Annotated in this window: 22 protein-coding genes and 1 pseudogene; 5 read left to right on the top strand and 18 right to left on the bottom strand. The window is 41.8% G+C overall.

What is annotated here, in order from left to right:
• Positions 1 to 197: 197 nt before the first annotated feature.
• The 6 genes from DWX65_RS10125 to DWX65_RS10150 form a co-directional block, all read right to left on the bottom strand.
• Complete coding sequence (locus tag DWX65_RS10125; RefSeq protein WP_118173383.1) at positions 198 to 803, bottom strand: helix-turn-helix domain-containing protein; 606 nt, start codon at positions 801 to 803, stop codon at positions 198 to 200.
• Between the two features lie 159 nt (positions 804 to 962).
• Positions 963 to 1,946: a sensor histidine kinase gene (locus tag DWX65_RS10130; protein WP_118173384.1), complete on the bottom strand. Its 984-nt coding sequence runs from the start codon at positions 1,944 to 1,946 to the stop codon at positions 963 to 965.
• Positions 1,943 to 2,614, bottom strand: a complete 672-nt coding sequence (locus DWX65_RS10135) for a response regulator transcription factor (RefSeq protein ID WP_118173385.1) — start codon at positions 2,612 to 2,614, stop codon at positions 1,943 to 1,945. Before DWX65_RS10135 ends, DWX65_RS10130 begins: the two co-directional genes overlap by 4 nt.
• Positions 2,615 to 2,672: 58 nt before the next feature.
• Positions 2,673 to 4,691 carry an LTA synthase family protein gene (locus DWX65_RS10140; protein WP_118173386.1) on the bottom strand — a complete coding sequence of 673 codons (2,019 nt, stop codon included), beginning with the start codon at positions 4,689 to 4,691 and terminating at the stop codon, positions 2,673 to 2,675.
• A 106-nt stretch (positions 4,692 to 4,797) separates the two neighbouring features.
• A complete protein-coding gene (locus tag DWX65_RS10145) occupies positions 4,798 to 5,562 on the bottom strand; it encodes a TraX family protein (protein ID WP_117947177.1) in 765 nt (254 codons plus the stop codon).
• A 20-nt stretch (positions 5,563 to 5,582) separates the two neighbouring features.
• Positions 5,583 to 6,605, bottom strand: a complete 1,023-nt coding sequence (locus tag DWX65_RS10150) for a lysylphosphatidylglycerol synthase transmembrane domain-containing protein (RefSeq protein ID WP_330408254.1) — start codon at positions 6,603 to 6,605, stop codon at positions 5,583 to 5,585.
• Between the two features lie 360 nt (positions 6,606 to 6,965).
• Here DWX65_RS10150 and DWX65_RS14850 point away from each other — a divergent pair, with 360 nt between their 5' ends.
• Together DWX65_RS14850 and DWX65_RS10155 are read left to right on the top strand one after the other, a co-directional pair.
• On the top strand, positions 6,966 to 7,190 hold the full coding sequence (locus tag DWX65_RS14850; RefSeq protein WP_147339159.1) for a hypothetical protein: 225 nt from the start codon (positions 6,966 to 6,968) through the stop codon (positions 7,188 to 7,190).
• A 121-nt stretch (positions 7,191 to 7,311) separates the two neighbouring features.
• Complete coding sequence (locus DWX65_RS10155) at positions 7,312 to 8,277, top strand: zinc dependent phospholipase C family protein (RefSeq protein ID WP_118173387.1); 966 nt, start codon at positions 7,312 to 7,314, stop codon at positions 8,275 to 8,277.
• On the opposite strand, the gene DWX65_RS10160 is transcribed toward DWX65_RS10155, so the two are convergent.
• The 5 genes from DWX65_RS10160 to DWX65_RS10180 form a co-directional block, all read right to left on the bottom strand.
• Positions 8,241 to 9,191 (bottom strand): D-2-hydroxyacid dehydrogenase, encoded by a 951-nt coding sequence (locus DWX65_RS10160; protein ID WP_118057030.1) that lies wholly within the window; start codon positions 9,189 to 9,191, stop codon positions 8,241 to 8,243. The two genes, DWX65_RS10155 and DWX65_RS10160, sit on opposite strands and share 37 nt — an antisense overlap.
• Positions 9,188 to 10,645 (bottom strand): MFS transporter, encoded by a 1,458-nt coding sequence (locus DWX65_RS10165; RefSeq protein ID WP_118173388.1) that lies wholly within the window; start codon positions 10,643 to 10,645, stop codon positions 9,188 to 9,190. Before DWX65_RS10165 ends, DWX65_RS10160 begins: the two co-directional genes overlap by 4 nt.
• Before the next feature lie 12 nt (positions 10,646 to 10,657).
• Positions 10,658 to 11,509: a patatin-like phospholipase family protein gene (locus tag DWX65_RS10170; RefSeq protein ID WP_118173389.1), complete on the bottom strand. Its 852-nt coding sequence runs from the start codon at positions 11,507 to 11,509 to the stop codon at positions 10,658 to 10,660.
• Positions 11,510 to 11,539: 30 nt separating this feature from the next.
• A complete protein-coding gene (locus DWX65_RS10175; RefSeq protein ID WP_118173390.1) occupies positions 11,540 to 11,965 on the bottom strand; it encodes an NfeD family protein in 426 nt (141 codons plus the stop codon).
• 99 nt (positions 11,966 to 12,064) lie between these two features.
• Positions 12,065 to 12,505 carry a MarR family winged helix-turn-helix transcriptional regulator gene (locus DWX65_RS10180; protein ID WP_118173391.1) on the bottom strand — a complete coding sequence of 147 codons (441 nt, stop codon included), beginning with the start codon at positions 12,503 to 12,505 and terminating at the stop codon, positions 12,065 to 12,067.
• A 128-nt stretch (positions 12,506 to 12,633) separates the two neighbouring features.
• Here DWX65_RS10180 and DWX65_RS10185 point away from each other — a divergent pair, with 128 nt between their 5' ends.
• Positions 12,634 to 14,385, top strand: coding sequence for an ABC transporter ATP-binding protein (locus tag DWX65_RS10185; RefSeq protein WP_117841563.1), 1,752 nt, complete (start codon positions 12,634 to 12,636; stop codon positions 14,383 to 14,385).
• Positions 14,385 to 16,259 carry an ABC transporter ATP-binding protein gene (locus tag DWX65_RS10190; RefSeq protein WP_117841562.1) on the top strand — a complete coding sequence of 625 codons (1,875 nt, stop codon included), beginning with the start codon at positions 14,385 to 14,387 and terminating at the stop codon, positions 16,257 to 16,259. The genes DWX65_RS10185 and DWX65_RS10190 overlap by 1 nt, the downstream gene beginning before the upstream one ends.
• A gap of 219 nt (positions 16,260 to 16,478) precedes the next feature.
• Here DWX65_RS10190 and DWX65_RS10195 read toward each other — a convergent pair whose 3' ends face one another.
• From DWX65_RS10195 to DWX65_RS10220, 7 genes and pseudogenes are all read right to left on the bottom strand, one after another.
• Positions 16,479 to 16,805, bottom strand: a complete 327-nt coding sequence (locus DWX65_RS10195) for a putative quinol monooxygenase (protein WP_118173392.1) — start codon at positions 16,803 to 16,805, stop codon at positions 16,479 to 16,481.
• A 405-nt stretch (positions 16,806 to 17,210) separates the two neighbouring features.
• Positions 17,211 to 18,095 (bottom strand): MurR/RpiR family transcriptional regulator, encoded by an 885-nt coding sequence (locus DWX65_RS10200; RefSeq protein ID WP_117841561.1) that lies wholly within the window; start codon positions 18,093 to 18,095, stop codon positions 17,211 to 17,213.
• A 15-nt stretch (positions 18,096 to 18,110) separates the two neighbouring features.
• Entirely contained in the window at positions 18,111 to 18,773 is a 663-nt protein-coding gene (locus tag DWX65_RS10205) for an HAD family hydrolase (RefSeq protein ID WP_118087866.1), read from the bottom strand.
• Between the two features lie 76 nt (positions 18,774 to 18,849).
• Complete coding sequence (locus DWX65_RS10210; RefSeq protein ID WP_158564730.1) at positions 18,850 to 19,524, bottom strand: 4'-phosphopantetheinyl transferase family protein; 675 nt, start codon at positions 19,522 to 19,524, stop codon at positions 18,850 to 18,852.
• Between the two features lie 252 nt (positions 19,525 to 19,776).
• Positions 19,777 to 20,409, bottom strand: coding sequence for an AAA family ATPase (locus DWX65_RS10215; protein WP_242997854.1), 633 nt, complete (start codon positions 20,407 to 20,409; stop codon positions 19,777 to 19,779).
• Positions 20,410 to 20,517: 108 nt separating this feature from the next.
• Positions 20,518 to 20,601 (bottom strand): annotated as a pseudogene (locus DWX65_RS15200) (beta-glucosidase); the annotation flags it as partial.
• Between the two features lie 61 nt (positions 20,602 to 20,662).
• Entirely contained in the window at positions 20,663 to 20,800 is a 138-nt protein-coding gene (locus DWX65_RS10220; protein ID WP_242997859.1) for a glycoside hydrolase family 3 N-terminal domain-containing protein, read from the bottom strand.
• 93 nt (positions 20,801 to 20,893) lie between these two features.
• On the opposite strand from DWX65_RS10220, the gene DWX65_RS10225 reads away from it, so the two are divergent.
• Positions 20,894 to 21,493: an HD domain-containing protein gene (locus DWX65_RS10225; protein ID WP_118173394.1), complete on the top strand. Its 600-nt coding sequence runs from the start codon at positions 20,894 to 20,896 to the stop codon at positions 21,491 to 21,493.
• Positions 21,494 to 21,538 lie beyond the last annotated feature (45 nt).

A 21,538-nucleotide genomic window follows, 5' to 3' on the forward strand; every position in this document is an offset into this window, starting at 1 on the left:
ATGTCAGCCATGGATTCTGCTTACATTTTCCCTTTATCTCTTACATTTTTGTAAGATTGAAATTATATTTTCTAGCTTTTTTATTGTACCATAATTATATTCCACATTTTTCAGGTGATAAATTTGCTAATATTTACATTTTTCAGGACATAATTTTGTATATCACTTATCTCTACTTCACATGCTGTGCATCCATCTTATTTTGTCAACACTTTTCTGCAATACTTACGTGCACCACATCGTGGACAGGTCAGTTTTCTTTTTCGGACAGTATGTGGTCCCATAATATAATCCTTCATCTCTGGCACAAATCTGCCATGACATTCCGGACATTCATACGCTCCTGCATCACGGTCAAGAACGCAGGCAATCGCAATACCCATTATAATTACTGCCGTACCTAACACAATTAAAAGAATCCTCAACCAGTTTTCCATTACAAGAGCTCCTGACACCACAAATAATGGTGTTGCTGCAACAATTACTAACATTGCCACCATTGCTGATAAAATTATTTTTTTCTTACTTTCCTGTGCTTCTTTTACTAAATTCACCATATTTTCTTCCGCCTTTCTACGATAATCTTCTTCAGAAACTCTTTCTCCGGATAAAAGCTCATTTACAGTAATATCCAGTTCCCCACACAAAGGTAATAGCAACGACACCTCCGGAAAACCATTTCCACATTCCCACTTAGAAATCGTTTTATCACTAATTCCTAATTTTTCAGATAACTGCTTCTGGGTATAACCCTTTCTTTTTCTTTCTTCTGCAATAAATTTTCCAATTATTATCTGATCCATCTGCTTTCCTCCTTTCTGCTTTGATTATCTGGTAATTTCATTTTTAAGTACACCCACGGGACGTAGAAAATGGTGAATTTATGCGGATTCCACGCTCCGTAGATACTGTTTTAAGAAAACTTTAACTTACTTTTGAAAAAAAAATGGAAGCTTCCACTCCTACCGTATTTCAAGATGTACCTTCGTTCCCACTCCAATCTCCGACTCAATCGTAATTTCATGGGACAGCTTGCGCATAATTTTCCGGCAGAGATACAGTCCGATTCCTGTGGAGCGCTTATCTGCATGACCGTTATAACCGGTATAGCCTTTTTCAAAAATCCTTGGCAAATCCTCCGGTGCGATACCGATTCCGGTATCTTCGATAACCAGCTCTTTTGTCTCTTGCTCCGATTCTTCCTCTAAATAAACAGAAATGGTTCCACCGGCAGTATATTTGATGGCATTGGATAAAATCTGTTCTATCACAAATTCCAGCCATTTTTCATCGGTCAGTACCTGTGTGTCAATGGAACTTAATTCCATTTTAATTTTCTTTCGCACAAACAGTCTGGCATACTTGTGGATTGCCTCCCGCACTACTTTATCCAACGAAACTTCATCAATCACAAAATCCGTACTTTTCGCAGACAGTCTGGAAAACTGCAATGCCATTTCCACATACTGCTCAATGGAGAAAAGCTCTTCCCACATTTCCTGGCTCCGCTCATCCTCTTCCTCTGCCAGCAGCAGGCGCAGTGCCGCAATCGGTGTCTTAATCTGGTGCACCCACATGGTAAAATATTCTGCCTGCTCCACCTGCCCGTTTTCCAGCTCATTAATCTGCTGCTGCAGGGTGATATATAACGAGCGAAGCAGTTCCTGATAATCCGTTTCCATCTGTCCCCGTGGCAATGACAGCTTATCCATTGTCACTGCAATTTCAGAAGTCTGCTTTTCCAGTTTCTTATGATGCAGATAACGCCTTGTAAAGTCTATGATTACTACCAGCAAAAACAGGAAGAAACACAAAAATGCCGCATATCCCCATTGTGCCAGCGGCACCTGCTCAAATCCGATTACAAAGCACAGGATTCCAAAGCAGGCAAGCACTAACAACAGCCATTTCAGATTTTCCTTCAGATAATTTTTGACAAATCTCATTTCAGCCGATACCCGATTCCCTTCTTCGTAAGAATAAAATCCTCTAGACCTGCATCTGAAAGCTTCTTCCTAAGGCGGTTTACATTTACGGAAAGTGTATTCTCATCCACAAAGCAGTCACTTTCCCAGAGCTTTGTCATCAGCGTATCTCTTGAGACTACCTTTTCCTTATTTTCCATCAGTGTCTTTAGAATCCGCAGTTCATTCCTGGTAAGTTCCACTTTCTTATCCTGATAGGTAAGGACTGCTTCCGCCACCTGAAGCATCACTCCGTGATAGGTCAGCATTTCTCCGGTCTCCGTAAAATCATAGGTGCGCCGCAGCATCGCCTGTACCTTTACCGTTAGGACACTTAAGTCAAAAGGCTTTGCAATAAAATCATCCGCTCCCATATTCACAGCCATGACAATATTCATATTGTCCGCAGCCGATGAGAGAAAAATAATCGGCACCTTGGAAATTTTGCGGATTTCACTGCACCAGTAATAGCCATTGTAGAAAGGCAGACCGATGTCCATCAATACCAGTTGCGGTGCAAACTCCGCAAATTCTTTTGTAACTGCTGAAAAATCTTTTGTGCACTGCACTTCATATTCCCAGTTTTCTAAATGTTTTTTAATACTTCTGGCTATAATTACATCATCTTCCACAAGATAAATCCGGTACATCTTCCCCCTGCCTTTCCGTTTTTCCCATACCCTTCACTTTCTCTATGTTTTTCACTCTTTAATCCGGTGTTTCATAATACGGAAAAAGATTTTTATCCTTGTCTTTTTCTTTTTCAAACATGTTGTTGTATTGCAGGATATTATACTGATTCAGAAGGTCTGCATCTTCCCCCTGTGCCTCAGAATAATGAAAGAATTCACCCTGGCTCTTCGAATAAAATGCTCTGGAATTCATTGCCGGTATCTCTTCCTGTAAGTCTGCTAAGAACTGGTTATATGCCGGCAGTTCAATACCCGCCTGCTGCAGTGTCATTGTAGATAAGTAATTCAGGCTGGTCAGTTCCACATCGTTACTTTCACTGTCATAATTCGTCCATACAAAAAATGGTACTGTAAATAATTCCTGCAGTTCATCCAGGGTAAGACCGGATAATCCTTTGCCATTCATGGACTGATAGAAATTATTATTCAGGCTCGGCTGATGGTCTCCGAAAAATACGATTTCGACCTTGTCATCCACATTTTCAAAATAAGTAATCAGATTTTCCAGTGCCTTATCGCTCTCATGAATCAGGCTTAAATACTGATTTACATCACTATAATAATGATTCTTAAGATTTATCGTATTCTGGAAATTATCATAATAATCGGTATAGCCACCGTGATTCTGCATGGTAACACCTAAGATAAATAATTTTTCATCAGAAGTCTTTGCCTCATACTGGTCAATGATTTTATTGTATAATTCCTGGTCCGTAATATATTCCCGCATGATATTGGTCTGGTCAAAATCATCGATAAAGAGACTATCATCAAAGCCCAACAGCGGATAAACCTTGCTTCTGCTCCAGCCGGACGCATAGTAAGGATGCATGGAAATGCAGGAATATCCCCGCTCCTTTAAGGTACTCACCAGGGAATACGGTTTCTTTGACATATACTGCTGATAAGGCACGGAGCCGCTTGGCAGGAATGCCATGGAATTTCCCGTCAGAAATTCCCACTCGGAATCCGGTGTCTTTGCACCAAAGACAGAAGACAGTGCATATCCCTTAATGACATTGGTGTCCATGGAATCGAAAAATGGTGTTACCTCTTCCGTTGTCTCAAATCCATAATGGGAAATCACACTCAAATCCGCAAAGGACTCATTCATAATAACTATAATGGTCGGGTCATCTTCCGAGCCTTTATTCTCCGGTGCCGGATATTCTTTAGAAATCTCTTCCACCACATCTTTTGAGTATCCATCCGGCTCCGCCACAAAGGAATCCCGGATGCTGAGTACAAAATTTAAGATATAGCCGTTGCGGTAAGTTCCTTTCTGTTCCCAGGATTCCATTACCGTATCTTCTGTGGCAATTCCCACATAAATTCCCATTACCAGTGCTGCCGCAAAGGCACTGATCCGAAGCATCCACTTCTTTTTAAATTCAAAATTCAGCTTCCTTATAAAGGCAACATATATCATGCTAAGAAGTATGACATAGACCGCCCGGTCTTCCAATACAAATTTATAATTTGCCGCCACAGAAAGTCCGGTGGATGCCGCTTTCAAATCTCCGAAAGAAAATTCATTTCCACGGAACTGATAGACAAAGTAATTGATTCCTGCAAGGCTTAAAAGGAAAATATGTCCTATCATGCAGGCAATCTTCGGCTTTGCTGTAATCACTAACAGGGCAAGATAAAAGGCCATGCAGCAGAGTACATTCCATCTGGTGTGATTCACACTGATTTTCTCCCGCAGCTCTGCATCCAGCAAAAGATACTGCACCATATGCTCCGTCATGATGGCACTTAGGAAAATTTCAAGAGCAGCCCAGAGTGGATTGGCTTTCTCCGGCAATGTAATCTTAAGATTTTTGATACAAAAATAAATCAGCCCTGCGGCAGCTGCCACCAGAACATTTACCCCACCATAGAGACAAAAGCCCAACATCACTGCAAAAGCAATGAGTCCGGCTCTTATATTTGTTTTCTTATAATCCAGTCCGATAAGTCTAACTGAATGTTTTTTATTCTGCTCTGTTTTATTCTGTTCTATTTCATTTCTTTCTGCTTTATTCTCATTCATTCCTTACAATCCTGCCGTCTTCTTCTGTGACAGAACTTCTGTCCATCCGCTACTATAACGCAGGTCTTTTTTGTTTGCAAGCCTCTTCACAAAATCTTAAAGAAATCTATGCGACTGCAATCGGTCCCATTCCCATTGCCCAGCAGATGATATACAAAATCAGAAGGTGCGCCGGATAGAAAATGTAGAAAAAGTATTTCAAAGAAAGTCCACGTTTTCCATTATAAAACGCAATCGGAATGAATGCCAGCGGTGCGGTAAGCTCCCAGGAAAATCCGATACATCCTGCAAGCAGCTGATAGGATTTTTTCTTACGGAATACATAGAGTAATACGATGCAGGCAACGCCAATTCCAGCATAGTCGGTATTTAAAAATTCTGCCGCAAGGATTCCTGCTGCAAGAATTCCCGCATCAAAAATAACTTTCTTAAACTTCGCAAACCGTTCCTGATTCTCCACTGCCTGAAATCCCCACATAACCATCAATCCGATAAACAGTGTAAAAAATACATTCTGATAACCGAATTCCAATATTTTTCCATTGAATAATAAGTCAAATGGAATTTCAGATACCAGGCAGAAGGAAAGCAGACGAAGTGCATATTTCTTCACATCATGTGTATGTTCAAAACCTTCGATTAAAAGGAAACAGAAAATCGGAAATGCCAGTCTTCCGACAAAACGCATCATCTGATATGTAATCACCAGGGTACTGTTGGCATCAATCCATGCATTCAGATCTGCCGCCTCATTCATACCACGGACTACCAGCAATCTGCCAAGAACTCCGGCTCCGATATGGTCAATTAGCATCGTTATAATCGCAATGATTTTCAGTGTGCTGCCACTGATTCCTTTTCTTTCTTTCATCTTAATTCCTTCTCTTTCCCTTACTGCTGTGCCTTATCTGCCTTGCGTTTTGCAATCCGTCGGTCAATACGCTTATGCAGTAATACCACCACACCACCGATAACAAATGGAAGTACGAATGTTGCAAAACGGTATAACAGTGCCGCAGAACCGGCTTCTCCGGTTCCTACCAATACTGTAAACAATGCGGTAAATACAAACTCTGAGGAACCGATTCCTGCCGGAGACGGAATGACTGCTGCCAGCATAAAAGCAAGGGAAGTAACTGCCCAGGACTGTAACAGTGTCAATCCATATTCCCGATATAAAATCACGAATGGTATGCCATAGCAGAATGCAAATTTTAACAGATTCTTAGCTACAATGGATGCGATTAGTTTTCCCTTGGTCAGAAGCATGCCTGCTGCATCCTCTAAGATGCCACACTGTTCCCGTAACATGGCTGCCTGCGCATCGAATTTTCCTTTGCGGTTCAGCTTGTCCACCAGGAAAAGTAAAATTCCATGGAACTTCTTTGAACAGCAGAATAAAAGTAATGCAGTTGCTATCACTGCCGTCAACACATATCCTGCAATCAGAAGATTAAAATATTCGGAATAATGTTCCTTCATAAATCCGAAATTTAACAGGAAGAAAATAATGGAAAAGATTGCAATCGTTACTTTATGAATCGCATACTCTACCATATACATTCCGGTTCCCTGAAAAACCGGAATTCCTTTTTCATTGAAATAATATACCGCTGCCACACCGGCACCACTGCCTAAGGTTGCCACACGGTAAAATGAGCAATAAAAGGCGCTCTCTACACCCATCCGGTATGTAAACTGTGGATTATACTGCTTTGCGAAGGAATAATTAATCCATCCTTCTACCACATTATACATAACACCGGCACCGCAGATGGTAATGACCACCCAAGGTGCAGTTGTAGAAAGCTCCTTTAAAATTGGTCCGGCTGAATCCCGGAACGTATAAATGATAATTGCTACGATGGCAATTACAAAAACCAGTTTCAGTATTTGCTTTGTCCGCTTATTAATAAAACCTCACTCCCAGTTCTCTTTTTCCTCTGCTGCCTGTCTATTTTACCACGTATCTCCATGGATTATTCGTCACACACAGGATTATATCAAATATCCATTTTTTGTCAAACTTCTGTATTATATTTCCTGGCAAAAAGTGCTATACTTTAATTATCTATATATAAGCGATTGCAAAAAGAATAATTTCTAACAGATTGAATTTTGATTATCCAAAGGGCTTCTTTTTTCGCTATAAAATACCGCAGTTCTAAAGTGCATGTTTTTCTTTCTGTGATAAAAACCGTCTTTCCAATGTTTGACAAAAGTACTGCACGGTTCGCCGAAATGCGGATGCATGATAAGGGCTGTTAGGGGCACTTGGAATTTCGTCTGGCATCCGGCAACGCTGGCACAGGACGTGCCAGCGAGGCGCATCTGAACATGGATGTGAATTTGCGCCGGTTGCCAGAACGAACGAAATGTAAATCGAAATTCCCAGTGCCCCTTGCAGGCTTTATGTTGCATCCGCATCCGGCGGACAATGCAGTACTTCCGTCAAAGCAGGCGGAAAGACAGTTTACAATCAAGAAAAACATGCACTAAGAACTGCTGGCATTTCATATCAAAGAAAAAGAATTCCCTTCGGATAATCAAAATTCACCTGCAGACTTATGTCTCCTTTTTACAATCACTTAAAATATAATTAGTTGAAAGGATTGTTGTTATGCCAGGATTTACCACCCACTATTTATTTGGACTGAATTCTTTTCGTGAATTAGAGGAACCGGATCTTGTTTCCTGCATCCGTAAATTTCCGCATGCATTCTGTATGGGCTTACAGGGACCGGATATTTTCTTTTATTACCTGCCGTCCTACCTCCGCTCTTCCGGAAATATCGGGCAGTTGGCACACCACAAAAATACCGGTATTTTTCTTACCCAGCTTTTAAAAAGTAAGGACATGTTCTTGGAAGAGACGGAACAGCAGATTGCCATTTCCTATATCTGCGGCTTTCTTGGACATTATGTCTTAGATACTACCTGTCATCCATATATCTTTGCCAAGTCACACTATGGCACTTATGATAAGGGTTATTTTGGTCATCATGTATATCTGGAAACAGATATTGATGCAGAGCTTCTTACTTATTATAAAAACTGTGCGCCATCTGAATTCAACCAGAGTGCCACCCTGCACATCAGCCGGAAGGAACGGCACATTATTGCTTCTTTATTATTAAAGGCTTACAGCTCCACATATAAAGAGTACCGCTTTACTTACCGCTCCATGCAGGCTGCCTTAGAAGCTGTGCAACTTAATACCGCATGGATTCGTGACCCGCAGGGCAAGAAAAAAGTCCTTGCCCGTAAAATCGAGGCAAAGACTTTAGGTTATGCATGTATTTCTCCGTTGATTCCAAGTGACTACTTTACTTTTACGGTAGACCCGCTGAATCTTCGTCATTTCCGTTGGCGGAATCCATGGAACAAAGAAGATGTCTCCCATGAGTCCTTCTTTGACCTTCTGGATACTGCGGGAACCCGGTATCAGTCCATCTTAAATAAAACTGCAAGACTGTTTACGCTTCCAATTGGAACGCCGGTTTACCGGGAACAGTTAGATTCACTTTCCTTAGAGCTAGGAAACAACTCTTATGATTCCGGACTTCCATTAGAGAAAAATTCCTGAATCTGACCACAGATAATCTCCATGAGGCGGGTGCGGGCTTCCACACTCGCCCATGCAATATGCGGCGTAATCAGTAATTTCTCACTGTCTTTGATTCTGCGCAGCGGATTTTCCGGACTCATCGGTTCTACCCGGAGGACATCCAGTCCTGCTGCCGCAATCTCACCCTGTTCCAAGGCTTCTGCCAAATCCTCTTCTACCACAATCGGTCCTCTTCCAAGGTTTAAGAAAATAGCCGTTTTCTTCATCTGATGAAAAGCTTCTTTATTCATCAAATCCAACGTGTTTTCATCCAACGGTGCATGAACGGATACAATATCCGATTCCTTTAACAGTTCTTCGAAGCTGACACGCTCATAGCCCGGCTGGCTGTTTCGCCCGGAAGTGGAATAGTAAATGACACGACAGCCAAAGGCTTTTGCAATATCTGCAACTCTTCTTCCGATATTTCCAAGTCCGATAATGCCCCAGGTCATTTTTGCCAGCTCTCCGAAATGTTTATCAAAGTGGGTAAACATTTTATCTCCGATATATTTTTCATCTTTTACATAGCGGTCATAATAAGGCAGTTTTTCCAGTAAATAAAACAGCATGGCAAAGGTATGCTGTGCCACCGATTCCGTGGAATATCCCGCTACGTTGCGCCATGCAATACCACGTTTTTCAAGGTATGCCTTATCGAGATTATTCGTTCCGGTTGCCGTCACACACACAAGCTTTAAGTGGCTTGCATTTCCAATGGTCTTTTCGTTAACTTCTACTTTATTTAGTACCAGCACATCTGCATCCACGCTTCGTACTGCCGCTTCCTCTGCTGTCGAGAAATCATATTTTATAACTTCTCCCAATGCATCATATGCGGATAAATCAATATCCTCTCCAATTGATTTTGCATCTAAAAAAACGATTTTCATTCTATCTCTTCCTCCTGCAATGCTGCCGCAATTTCATTCATTTTCTTCTTGTCCAGCCGGTAAAATTTCAACGCAATCAAAGAACTTACCCAGCCGATAATCGGTGTTCCGCAAAATAGGAATATGGTTGTATAACGCAATACCGGTGTCAAGGCATCACCAATCTGCGGAAATGTTTTATTATATCCAATCACTAACATTACCAGTCCTACAAATGCCGTTCCCAGTGCTGCAAAGATTTTATCTACAAAGGAAAACAGTGCTCCCATCAGTCCCGGTACAAATTTACCGCTGCGGTACTGCTCATAATCGGAGCAGTCTGCAATCATCGGCACCACCATATTATTTGTAATGGACTTACAGCCATTTAACAATACAAAGAATAACATAAACCAGAAGGAAATGGCATTAAAATGTTTGAGATTAAAAGTAACCGTATTGATATTGTCCTGCATCAATACCACAATCAATAGTAACTGGAAGAAAATGCCAAGTCCCGTAAATAATACCAGTGCCTTCTTCTGTCCCATCCGTTGTGCTGCCCGGATGCCAACGGTCACTACCAAAAGCGTTGGCAATGCTGCCACCACACCAATCCATCCGGCGATTCCATAATTTTCCATCATGATGCCATAAAGCATAACGCCTACTGTTGTATGGCTGTATACCGTTGCCGCAAACCGGTTGGTGCAGGCTGCCATAATCAGCATACGGATTGGCTTGTTCTGTTTTAAAATCAAGAAAAAATCCCACACCTTAATCTTCTGTGTCTGCTGATGTTCATAGCGTCCCGGCTGGTCTTTCTTCCAGATTCCGATTACCGCCAAAAGTGTTGCCAGTGCCGACAATACCACAACCCAGAATACATACTCCACATACAGCTCTTCGTTGGTAAATCCACCGTATTTCGGCACCAGATAATTGGCTACAAACAAGGCACTGCCGCCGTATGCCGCCATGATGAAAATGGAATCGAAATAAGTGGACAGTGGGCGTTTCTTCGGATTATTGGTAATAATCGTCTGCCCCGATTTGGCAACCACAGTCTGAAAGGTATATCCGATAATAAAAATTGCATAGATAATAATAAAATACGGAATCCGTACCCACTTTGAAATCAGATGTGTTGTCGCAAACAGGAGAACAGCACTGACTGCCATCAGTATATTTCCAGCCACCATAAAAGGACGGAATTTTCCAAACCGTCCTTTACTCTTATCCAACAGAAAACCAACCACAGGGTCAGTTACACCATCAAAAATATTCATTGCTGTTACCAGTGAAGAAATCAACACAACAGAAAAGCCAGCCATGGAATTGGCATAGTATGAGATATAGCCCATCAAAGCCAGATACAGATTTGCTGCTGTATTATTCATGGAAAAAAATGCAATCTGCCAGATTTTTGCATCATTATAATGAATTGTCTTTTCCTGCTCTATCTGTTCACCCATCATTCCTGCTTCTTACTTCTTCAAATAATTCTTTAATGCTACCATCTGTTCTTTTCCCTCAAGATAACCCTCTTCGTATAATTCTTCTAACCGCTTCGGGTCACTTTCGGTTCTGCCTATCCCATGGGTCGTATCCGGTGCAATTACAAAAACGCGTCCTTCTTTTTCCAACTGGAATAATTTTTGCATAGACTCATTATATTTTGCCGGACGCTCCTTTAAATCCCTTACGATATTCGGATAACGCCGATATAATGCAGAAGAAATCTTCGTTCCGCCATCTGTATGCTTCTCATAGCCACGCTCTCTTGTCAGTACGACAATTACTTTATCGCAGCCCTGCTTTAATGCCCTCTCAAACGGAACTGAATCTGCCACACCGCCATCCAGATAATAGCGCCTGCCTACCTGCACCGGCTTAAAAAATACCGGAAGTGCACAGCTTGCTTCGATAACTGCCATACTGGAGCTGTCTCTTGGCACCTCAAGATACTCCGCCTTACCGGAATGAATGTTGGTCACTGCTGCTTCCACCTGTCCCGGAAATGCTGCAAATGCATCATAATCAAAGGGCAGTAATTTATTTGGCACTTCATCAAAGACGTAATCCAGATTATAAAAGGTCTTGCGGTTCTTATCAAATAAGAACTTAAATCCCTGATAATTACCATCTGACATATATTTTCTTGCAAGCTCTAAGTTTCTGCCGTGCTGCTTTGACAAATAGGATAAGCCAAAGGCTATTCCTGCCGATACGCCGATAAAATAATCAGGCATTATATTTTCTTCAAGAAATGCGTCTGCCACTCCACAGGAAAAAATTGTCCTGCTGGCTCCGCCTTCAAATACCATTCCAAGTTTCATATGCAATCGCCTGCCTTATCTTTTCTTACTCTACTGTGGTTTTACAATCAGTTTGACACCACTTACTGCCACAACTTCTGCAGTAGTATCTGCTTCTATGGTAACTGCATCGTCATTGCTTCTTGCCGTCCATTCCTGTCCGTTTAATACAGCTGTTCCTGTCTCTTCGATATTGTCAATCTTCATTGTTACACGTACGGTCTTTCCGATGGCATCCTCGTAATTCGTCCGGGTCTTATGCGGGTTTAAATATTTTACTGCCCATGGTCTTGTAAAGAATAACAATACAAAAGATACCACAAGGAATAAAATTACCTGCAGCCAGACTGGACCTCCTACTGCTGCCACAATCAGGGCTGCCATGCTTCCGCCTGCAAACCAGATGGTTGTCAGTCCTACCGTAATAATCTCTATAATCAGTAATATTACAAAAAGTGCTAACCAGAAAATAATCATCTCCTGCTCCTCCCTTTTCTTCGTTTGCATCTATTATAGCAAAAAGTCATATATATAGGAAGTAGAACCTTCTCTTTTCCTTATGTCTTTTCCTAAGCTTTACAGATTCTTCTCAAGATTATAGCGTACACGTTTCAAAAGAGAATATAGTTCATCTGCTTCTTCTTTTGTCATTCCATCCACCAGGAGCTTCTCCATTTCAGAAAAGAAGTTCATCATTTTCAAATGCTGCTGTTCCCCCTTTTTCGTCAGAAGAATCTGCTTTAATCGTGCATCTTCTTTTAGTTCTTTTCTGGTAATCAGTTCCTTTTTCTCCATGGACTGCAGCATTTTGCTTGCCGTTGCCCTGGAAATTAAGAATTCCTGCTCAATGTCCTTCTGGCAGATGACCTTATCTTTATTACAATATAAAAAGCCCAGTGTCCGCCCCTGCATCGGTGCCACACCATCTCGGTGATCCGCACCATACCGGTCGCAGTACATCCCTATCATATTGTGTATGACCCGGATATCGTTTCCAAGTTTTCTCTCTTTGCACATTTCATAATCCTTCTTTTCTTTCCCGAAAAATTCATTGACATATAAAAAATATTGTTATATAACAATATCTGTTAGTATGCTAACATTTATGTTATAGCATACAATTTAGAAAAAAGGAAGTGAAATTTATGTTAAAGACTTTAGCTGCCCAGATTAAAGAATTTAAACGTGATTCCATCTTAACTCCTATCTTTATGATTCTTGAGGTTCTGATGGAAACTTTAATTCCTTTTCTGATGGCTTCCATCATTGATAATGGTGTCAACAAGGGTGACATCCATCACATCTATGTAGTCGGTGCCTGGATGGTCGTTGCTGCATGCTTCTCCCTGTTTGCCGGAATTATGGGTGGAAAATATGGTGCCCGGGCATCCACCGGATTTGCCCGTAACTTAAGGAAATCCATGTTTGAAAATATTCAGACCTTTTCCTTTGCTAACATTGATAAATACAGCACTGCAGGTCTTGTTACCCGTATGACTACTGACGTCACCAACCTGCAGAATGCTTACCAGATGATCCTCCGCATGTGTACGAGAGCACCGGCCAGTCTGATTTGTGCCATGGCAATGTCCTTCTTTATCAGTCCGAAGCTTGCCAGCGTTTATCTGATTGCCGTTATCCTCTTAGGTGGTGTGCTTGCTATCATCATCCGGTTTGCTACCAGATATTTTAATGAAGCTTTTCCAAAATATGATGACTTAAACGCAAGAGTCCAGGAAAATGTTTCCGCTATCCGTGTCGTAAAAGCTTATGTCCGTGAAGACCATGAAGCTTCTACTTTTAAGAAAGCCAGCGGAAATATTTACAAGCTCCTGGTAAAGGCTGAAAATGTTGTTGTTTTCAACGCTCCTGCCATGCAGTTTACGGTATATACCTGTATCCTTTTAATCAGCTGGCTTGGTGCAAAGATGATTGTAAACAGCAGCCTCACTACCGGTGAGCTGATGAGTCTCTTAACCTACTGTATGAATATTCTGATGAGCCTGATGATGCTCTCCATGGTATTTGTCATGATTACCATGAGTGTTGCCAGCGCCCGTCGTGTTTCTGAAGTATTAAACGAAAAGAGTAACTTAAATAACCCAAAGCATCCGGTTATGGAAGTAAAAGACGGAAGCATTACCTTCGACCATGTTACCTTCAGCTACAAAGAAGATGCGGCTGAGCCGGTTCTTTCCGATATCAATCTGTCTATTCATTCCGGTGAAACCATCGGTATCTTAGGCGGAACCGGAAGTTCCAAGTCCAGTCTGGTGAACTTAATCAGTCGTCTGTATGATGTAAATGAAGGCTCTGTCTCCGTTGGCGGCATTGATGTAAGAAAGTATGACCTTGATACCCTGCGTAACCAGGTTGCCGTTGTACTGCAGAAAAACGTGCTTTTCTCCGGTACAATTCTTGATAACCTGCGCTGGGGCGATAAAAATGCTACGGAAGAAGAATGTATCCGTGCCTGCAAATTAGCATGTGCCGATGATTTTATCAACACTTTTCCGGATAAATACAATACATACATCGAACAGGGGGGAACCAACGTATCCGGTGGTCAGAAGCAGCGTCTTTGTATTGCCCGTGCCCTCTTAAAGAAACCGAAAATTCTGATTCTGGATGACAGCACCAGTGCCGTAGATACCGCAACCGATGCAAAAATCCGCAAAGCCTTTGCCGAAGAGATTCCGGGTACAACCAAGCTGATTATTGCCCAGCGAATCTCCAGTGTCCAGAGTGCTGACCGCATTATTGTCTTAGATGAAGGTAAGATTAACGGCTTTGGAACCCACGAAGAATTATTAGCAAATAATGCCATCTACCGTGATGTCTATGAATCCCAGACCGGCGGCGGTGGTGACTTTGATGAGAATGGAGGTGCTCAGTAATGGCTGAAAAAAGGAAAGTAAAGAATCCGGGCAAATTATTCTGCCGTCTGATGGCTTACATTTTCCGGAAATACGGAATTGCCTGCTTCCTGGTACTTGTCTTTATTGTACTAAGTGTTCTTGCCAACACCCAGGGAACCATGTTTATGAAAACCCTGATTGACAGCTATATTATCCCGATTCTGAATTCACCGGATAAGGACTTTGCACCGCTGGCTGCTGCCATCCTTCGTGTTGCATGCTTTTACGGTGTGGGAGTTTTAAGTACCTTTGCTTATTCTAAGATTATGATTTATGTTACGCAGGGTACTTTAAATGATTTGCGAATCGATTTGTTTACCCATATGGAAACACTGCCAATTAAATACTTTGACACGCATGCCCACGGCGATATCATGTCTGTATACACCAATGACATTGATACCCTTCGTCAGATGATCAGCCAGAGTATTCCGCAGTTAATCAACAGTGTCATTACCATTGTCAGTGTACTGATTTACATGATTATCCTGAATATCCCACTGACTGTTCTTACTCTTGTAATGGTTGGTGTCATGCTCCTTGTCACGAAAAATCTTGCCGGGAAAAGTGGTAAATACTTTATCGCTCAGCAGCGTGACCTTGGTGCAACCAATGGTTTTATCGAAGAAATGATGGATGGTCAGAAGGTAATTAAAGTCTTCTGCCACGAAGAAGAAAGTATCGAAGCTTTTAACAAATTAAATGACCAGCTTTTCCGCAGTGCTGACAATGCCAACAAATTTGCCAATATCCTAATGCCGGCAAATGCCCAGATTGGTAACATCAGTTATGTACTCTGTGCCATGGTTGGTGGTGTCCTCGCCTTAAATGGCATCGGTGGATTTACACTGGGCGGACTGGCAAGTTTCTTAACCTTTAACAAGAGTTTTAATATGCCAATCAACCAGGTCAGCCAGCAGTTAAACAGTATTGTTATGGCTATGGCAGGTTCCGAGCGAATCTTCACTCTTTTGGATGAGACACCAGAAACCGATGAAGGTTATGTTACTCTTGTCAATGTAGAAAAAGACGGTGAAAAACTTGTAGAGACTTCCGATACCCGAAGCGGACGCTGGGCCTGGAAACACCAGCATCAGGCAGACGGCTCCATTGACTATGTCGAGTTAAAGGGTGATGTGGTCTTTGATGATGTAGACTTTGGATATAATGATGATAAGATTGTTTTACACAATGTGAAATTATTTGCTACTCCTGGTCAGAAAATTGCTTTTGTCGGCTCTACCGGTGCCGGTAAGACTACCATTACGAACCTGATTAACCGTTTCTATGATATTCAGGATGGTAAAATCCGTTACGACGGTATCAATGTCAACAAGATTAAGAAAGCTGACTTAAGACATTCCCTTGGTATCGTATTGCAGGATACCCACCTCTTTACCGCCAGCGTAATGGAAAATATCCGCTACGGTAAACTGGATGCTACCGATGAAGAAGTTATCGCTGCTGCAAAGCTTGCCAATGCAGATTCCTTTATCCGTCATCTTCCGGATGGTTACAATACCATGCTGACCGGTGATGGTGCCAACTTAAGCCAGGGACAGCGGCAGTTACTTGCCATCGCCCGTGCAGCTGTTGCCAATCCTCCGGTACTGATTCTTGACGAAGCAACCAGCTCCATTGATACCAGAACCGAGCGTATCGTTCAGGATGGCATGGATAAACTGATGGCAGGCAGAACTACCTTTGTAATTGCCCACCGACTCTCCACTGTTAAGAACAGTGACTGCATCATGGTATTAGAGCAGGGCCGCATTATTGAACGGGGCAGCCATGACGAACTGATTTCCCAGAAGGGTAAATATTATCAGTTGTATACCGGACTGCACGGATAAACTTTCTACATGCAGGTTCTGTCATAGACAGTGCTTTATAGCTTCTTAGCAACGTAAAAGACACGAAGTATGTTTCAACCAACCATTGTTTGTCTGAACATACCTCGTGTCTTCTTTCGTATTCTATGCAATGTCTGCTATGCAAATGGTTTTGCCACAAATTTTCCTTTACAATATCTGGCAAGAATATTCCGGTCATTGCCATCATAGATATACTGCTTATTTTCGAATGAATTTATCATCCTGCGTGGTTTCATCGTCCGATACGTAACGTTCTACTCTCATGTGAAGGTCGTATTTATCCCTCAATGCCGCAATGGTCTGCATCATCGGAGAAGCATGGTGCACATCCAGTGCCTGCTGGCTCTCCCAGCTGTCTATCAGAAGTACTGTTTCCTTATCCTGCAGCGGCTGAAAATATTCATATCTTAAATTGCCCTCTTCCCGACGGATTGCATCTGCCGTTCCACTGCTTTCCATCTCCTGAGCAAATTTTAATGCATTTCCATTTTCACCGGTATAATAAAGATTTACTGTTATGCTCATATGCGTCTCCCTCCTGATAATATCCCCATTTTATAAATGTAATATTACAGTTACATTATTTCCAGTCATAAAATTGCAGTTACAAAGTCTCTAAGAAATGAATCATCAGCTTCTTTAATCCCTGCTGCTCTGTTGCAAGTATTACATTCATCAGATTTGCTTCTAACATTCGTTTCATTTTCTTCTTTAATTTCATATGCGTCACTCCTTTTTTAACGGAGCCCGGAATCTATTTTCCGGGCTCCAACATGCTATAAATGCAAGGGACATATGGCGATGTCTTCCTTACAGCCCAAGGATAACATGTTTTCTGTTCTCTGCAACAAGTGTGACGGATTTTGAATGATTGTTTCAAAAGAATCGGCTCTTATGAATGAAATCTTGAAATTTTGTTTCATTTTATTGCTATGATTTTTCTGTATCACACAGGTTCTTTGCACCAATCTCATAATATTGCTTGCTCAGTTTTATATTTTCAGCATAACCGGCAGAAAATTCCATTGCAAACATAACATCCAGAAGGTATTTTGTTGCTGCGGAAAATGCCACTGTCCACAGTCCTTCCATCCGGATACTTCCACACTCTGTCAGTGTTCTTGGTGTCAGCAGAACCTCATCCACATATGCTTTCATCCTGCTTTTGCCCTGGGATGTAATCAGAATGGTTTTTGCTTTTGCCCGATGTAAATCCCTTACCAGTTCCACCAGCTTCTTATTATTTCCGGTATGACTAATCATAATGGACAGATGATTTTCATTATTCTGCAATGCCATCATCCTTTGTATATTATCTTCCGCATAAGTATTTGCCACCTTATCGCAATGGAAGAACTGACTGCAGCCGTAGCGTGCCAGATGTATATTCATATCAAAGGCATAGAAATCAATGTACTTGGCCTCATGCACCATTTTTCCCACCCGCGCCAGCTGATCAATCGTAAGAAGACGCTTTGTCTTTTCAACGGCAAGGGTGTCAATGTCCGCAATCTTATTCCTAATGGTCATGGCATTTTCCTGCTGCTGTATTACAAAATGCTCTGTGGTCGTCTCCTGTCCACCCTCCGTACTCTGCAATTCACTTAGGAAACGCAGCCGGAATTCTCCATAATCCTGACAGCCGATTTTCCGGCAAAAGCGGCTTACAGCTGCAGTACTGCTATAAGAAACTTCCCCTAACTGCTTTGCTGTCATGGAAATGACAGCCTCCGGATGTTCCATCAGATAATCACGAATATTTCTTTCCCGTTCCGTCAAGTCCTTCCGCTCCTGCATCTGTCGGATAATTTCCATTTGCCATTCTCCTTTTTACGCATTGAATTCATCTAAAATTGCATACAATTCTTCAGCACTAGCTGCCAGATGTGTTGCTCCATGCTCCTTTAAAAATGGAACATCCCGGAATCCCCAGGTCACACTGATGCATGGCATACCGGAATTTGCTGCTGTTGCAATGTCCACATCAGAATCGCCTACATAGACCGCTTCTTCACTGCTACTTCCAAGCTCCTTTAACGCCTGCATAACAGTGTCAGGTGCGGGTTTCTTACGAATGCCATCTTTTTCTCCAATGGCAACTTCAATCTTTCCTTTAAAATAAATCTGCTGTAATTCCTTTACTGCAAAATCCGCTTTATTTGAAACAATTGCAAGGCGATAGCCCTGTCCCTTTAAGGAAGTAATTATTTCTTCCACGCCCGGATAAAGACAGGTGGTATCATTACAATGCTCACCATAATATTCTTTAAAAGCTGCAAATACATGCTCAAATTCCGGATTTTCCTCTCCGCCCTCTAACGCACGCTCAATCAGCTTGCGGATGCCATTTCCGACAAATTTCCGGACATCCTCTATACTGTGCTGTGGCTGCCCATATTTTTCCAATGCATAATTGGTTGCATCAGTCAAATCCTTTAATGTGTTTAATAAGGTTCCATCCAAGTCAAAGATAACAGTGTTATATTTTTTCATCCTTCTTCTGCCTTTCTGTCACTTCCCCCGCCCCATAATTAGCAGACAGCAAATGTGAATCATGCGCTGACATTGCTCATGAGAAGCTGTCCTCTTGTAGCCATATAATTTCTGCCGCATTTTCTTTCTCAGACTCCGTGCACACGCAGATGTGGTAATCCGGTATCTCATCATGCTCTGCGAAGCTTACCGGCTGCTGGATGCCTTCCCGGTAAAATGAGATGCCATCTTTCTTCGGATAAGATGCGATGCCATTCTCCCTCCGGTGAACTGCAATGCTCTTTAAGGGAAAGGTAATTCCTTCGCCACTCCATTTTACATAGCTTTCCTTGGCTGTCCAGAGGCGTACAAATGCCATTTCTTTATCCGGCTGGCTCTGTATCCATGCCTGCTCGTCCTTTGTGAAGCACTTGTCCAAAAGCGTCTGCTTTAATGCTCTCCGGTGTTCGATGTCAATTCCAACCGGTGCATCAGAAAATACCGCCACTGCATAGTTTCCTGTGTGAGACAGATTAAAATGCAGTCCCTCACAACCTGCCACCTGCGGCTTACCATGGGTTCCCGTTATAAGCTGACAGGCATCTAAATCTATGCCATTTTCCCGTAGCCCATAGGAAAGCAGGATGCCTGCAGCAAGACTCCGCAGTCTGTCCTCTTCTTTTTTTATTTTATTTACCTTCTCCCAACGTGTGGGAAGCAATTTTATTTGTTCTTTATATTCCGGATGTTTTTTTAACAGACGAATATCCATTCCATATATGCTCCACATATTCATATCATAGCACAAATACAAAAAGTTCTCCACATTCTGTTACAAAAAAGAATGTGCCTTGGCACATTCTCGCGCCTGCGACATCTACCTTATGCGCCGCAGTGTGCATCCTCGCGGAGCGTTTTTTACTTTACAGGAAAGCAATTTCCTGTAAAGTAAAAAATCCCCGGGCAAAATACTTCTCTTCCCATAAGAAGCATTTTGCCGGGGGATCACTTTTAAACTATGTAATTAGTCCTGATTGATAGTCTCATTTAAGATTCCAGTAATCTCTTTCATGGACTTTTCAAACTCTTCATCATTGTTGTTATTGAAAATCAGTAAATCATCTTTTACATTCGGATCATGCAGATCTTCCGGAATCTCAAAGTTACAGGATGCAATATATTCATCCCAGTGCTCTAACTTCCAATCATCACGGTCAGATGCTCTGGTAATCATTCTCTCATGAACGATTTCCGGATCTGTCTGTACCCAGATTGTTACTAATGTAGCATCTTTCTTTGCCAGCTGGGCTTTCAGACCTTTGATATATTCCATATCACGGATTTCTCTTGTAAATGGTGCATTGATAAGAACCAGATCTTCATACTCCAATGCCTCCAGTGCCAGATTTACAACACATTCATATTCATAATCACGAATGTTCTTCTCAAAGAAATCACTGCTTCTATTATATGGCTGTCCAGCCACTACAAAAATCTGTTTGGATAATGTAATTAAAGTATCCTTATCCAGATATACAATATGATTTAATCTCTTTGCCAGTTCTTTTGAAATATATGTTTTCCCGCAAGCTGGCGGTGATGTTACGATAATCAGTTTCTTGCTCATTTCTACTTCTTCCTCCGTATGCCTGTTCATTTTTCCCTCTATTATAAAACAGGTTTTCCGATAGAACAAGGGGTTTTTTTTACTTTTTTTCCTATTTTTTCGTAAATATGCAATATTTTTTAAGATAATAACAGCCGTTTATCTTAGAATTTCTCCGTTACTTTCGATTACTTTTTTGTACCAGTAAAAGGATTTCTTTTTGGTTCTCTTCAAGGTGCCTTTCCTTCATATCGATCCAGTATAATTTCAAGGCTTTCATCTTTTTCCTCTTATCCCTGTACTTTTATATGGTTCTTGTCTGTCTCTGATAGCAAAACGGGTCTACCATATTGGTGGCATCTGTAGTAATCATTCCGTTGAAACCAAGCTTTCCTCTTAACAATCCCTGTAGCAGTTCTTTGGATAATGATGCTATATGCAAAAAATGCCCTTTTTCCACACAAATTTAATTTGCACATTTATTTTATCCGGTGTATATTTTTACTGAACTGCCAAAAGAAAGAAGGTCGAAAAAATGGAACACATTGCAAGAAATGATGCTTTTGCATTACTGAAAAAATACAACAAAGACCCATTTCATATCCAGCATGCGCTTACGGTTGAAGCGGTTATGAAATGGTATGCCAATGAATTAGGCTATGGCGAGGATGCCGAATACTGGGGTATCGTGGGACTGCTTCACGATATCGACTTCGAATTATATCCTGCCGAGCATTGTCTTAAGGCTCCGGAATTGTTAAAGGATGGCGGCGTTTCGGATGACATTATTCATGCGGTCTGCTCCCACGGCTACGGCATTACCGTAGAATGTGGCACAACCATTGATGTGGAACCGCTTCACGAAATGGAAAAGGTTTTATTTGCCGCAGACGAATTAACCGGTCTTATCTGGGCCGCCGCACTGATGCGTCCATCCAAGAGCACGAAAGATATGGAATTAAAATCCTTAAAGAAGAAATATAAGAGCAAAGGCTTTGCTGCCGGATGTTCCCGCGAAGTCATCGAGCGCGGTGCCGCTCAGCTTGGCTGGGATTTAGAGAAACTGCTTACCATGACTTTACAGGCAATGGCGGCAACCGAAGATGAAATCAAGGCGGAAATAGAAGCGGAATAATTTTTTGTATAAAATTTTCTTTTTTGCTTGACTCCTACGTTACGT

Origin of the sequence: Roseburia sp. AF20-18LB (assembly GCF_003461185.1) — a bacterium.
GTDB classification, from domain to species: domain Bacteria; phylum Bacillota; class Clostridia; order Lachnospirales; family Lachnospiraceae; genus Roseburia_C; species Roseburia_C amylophila.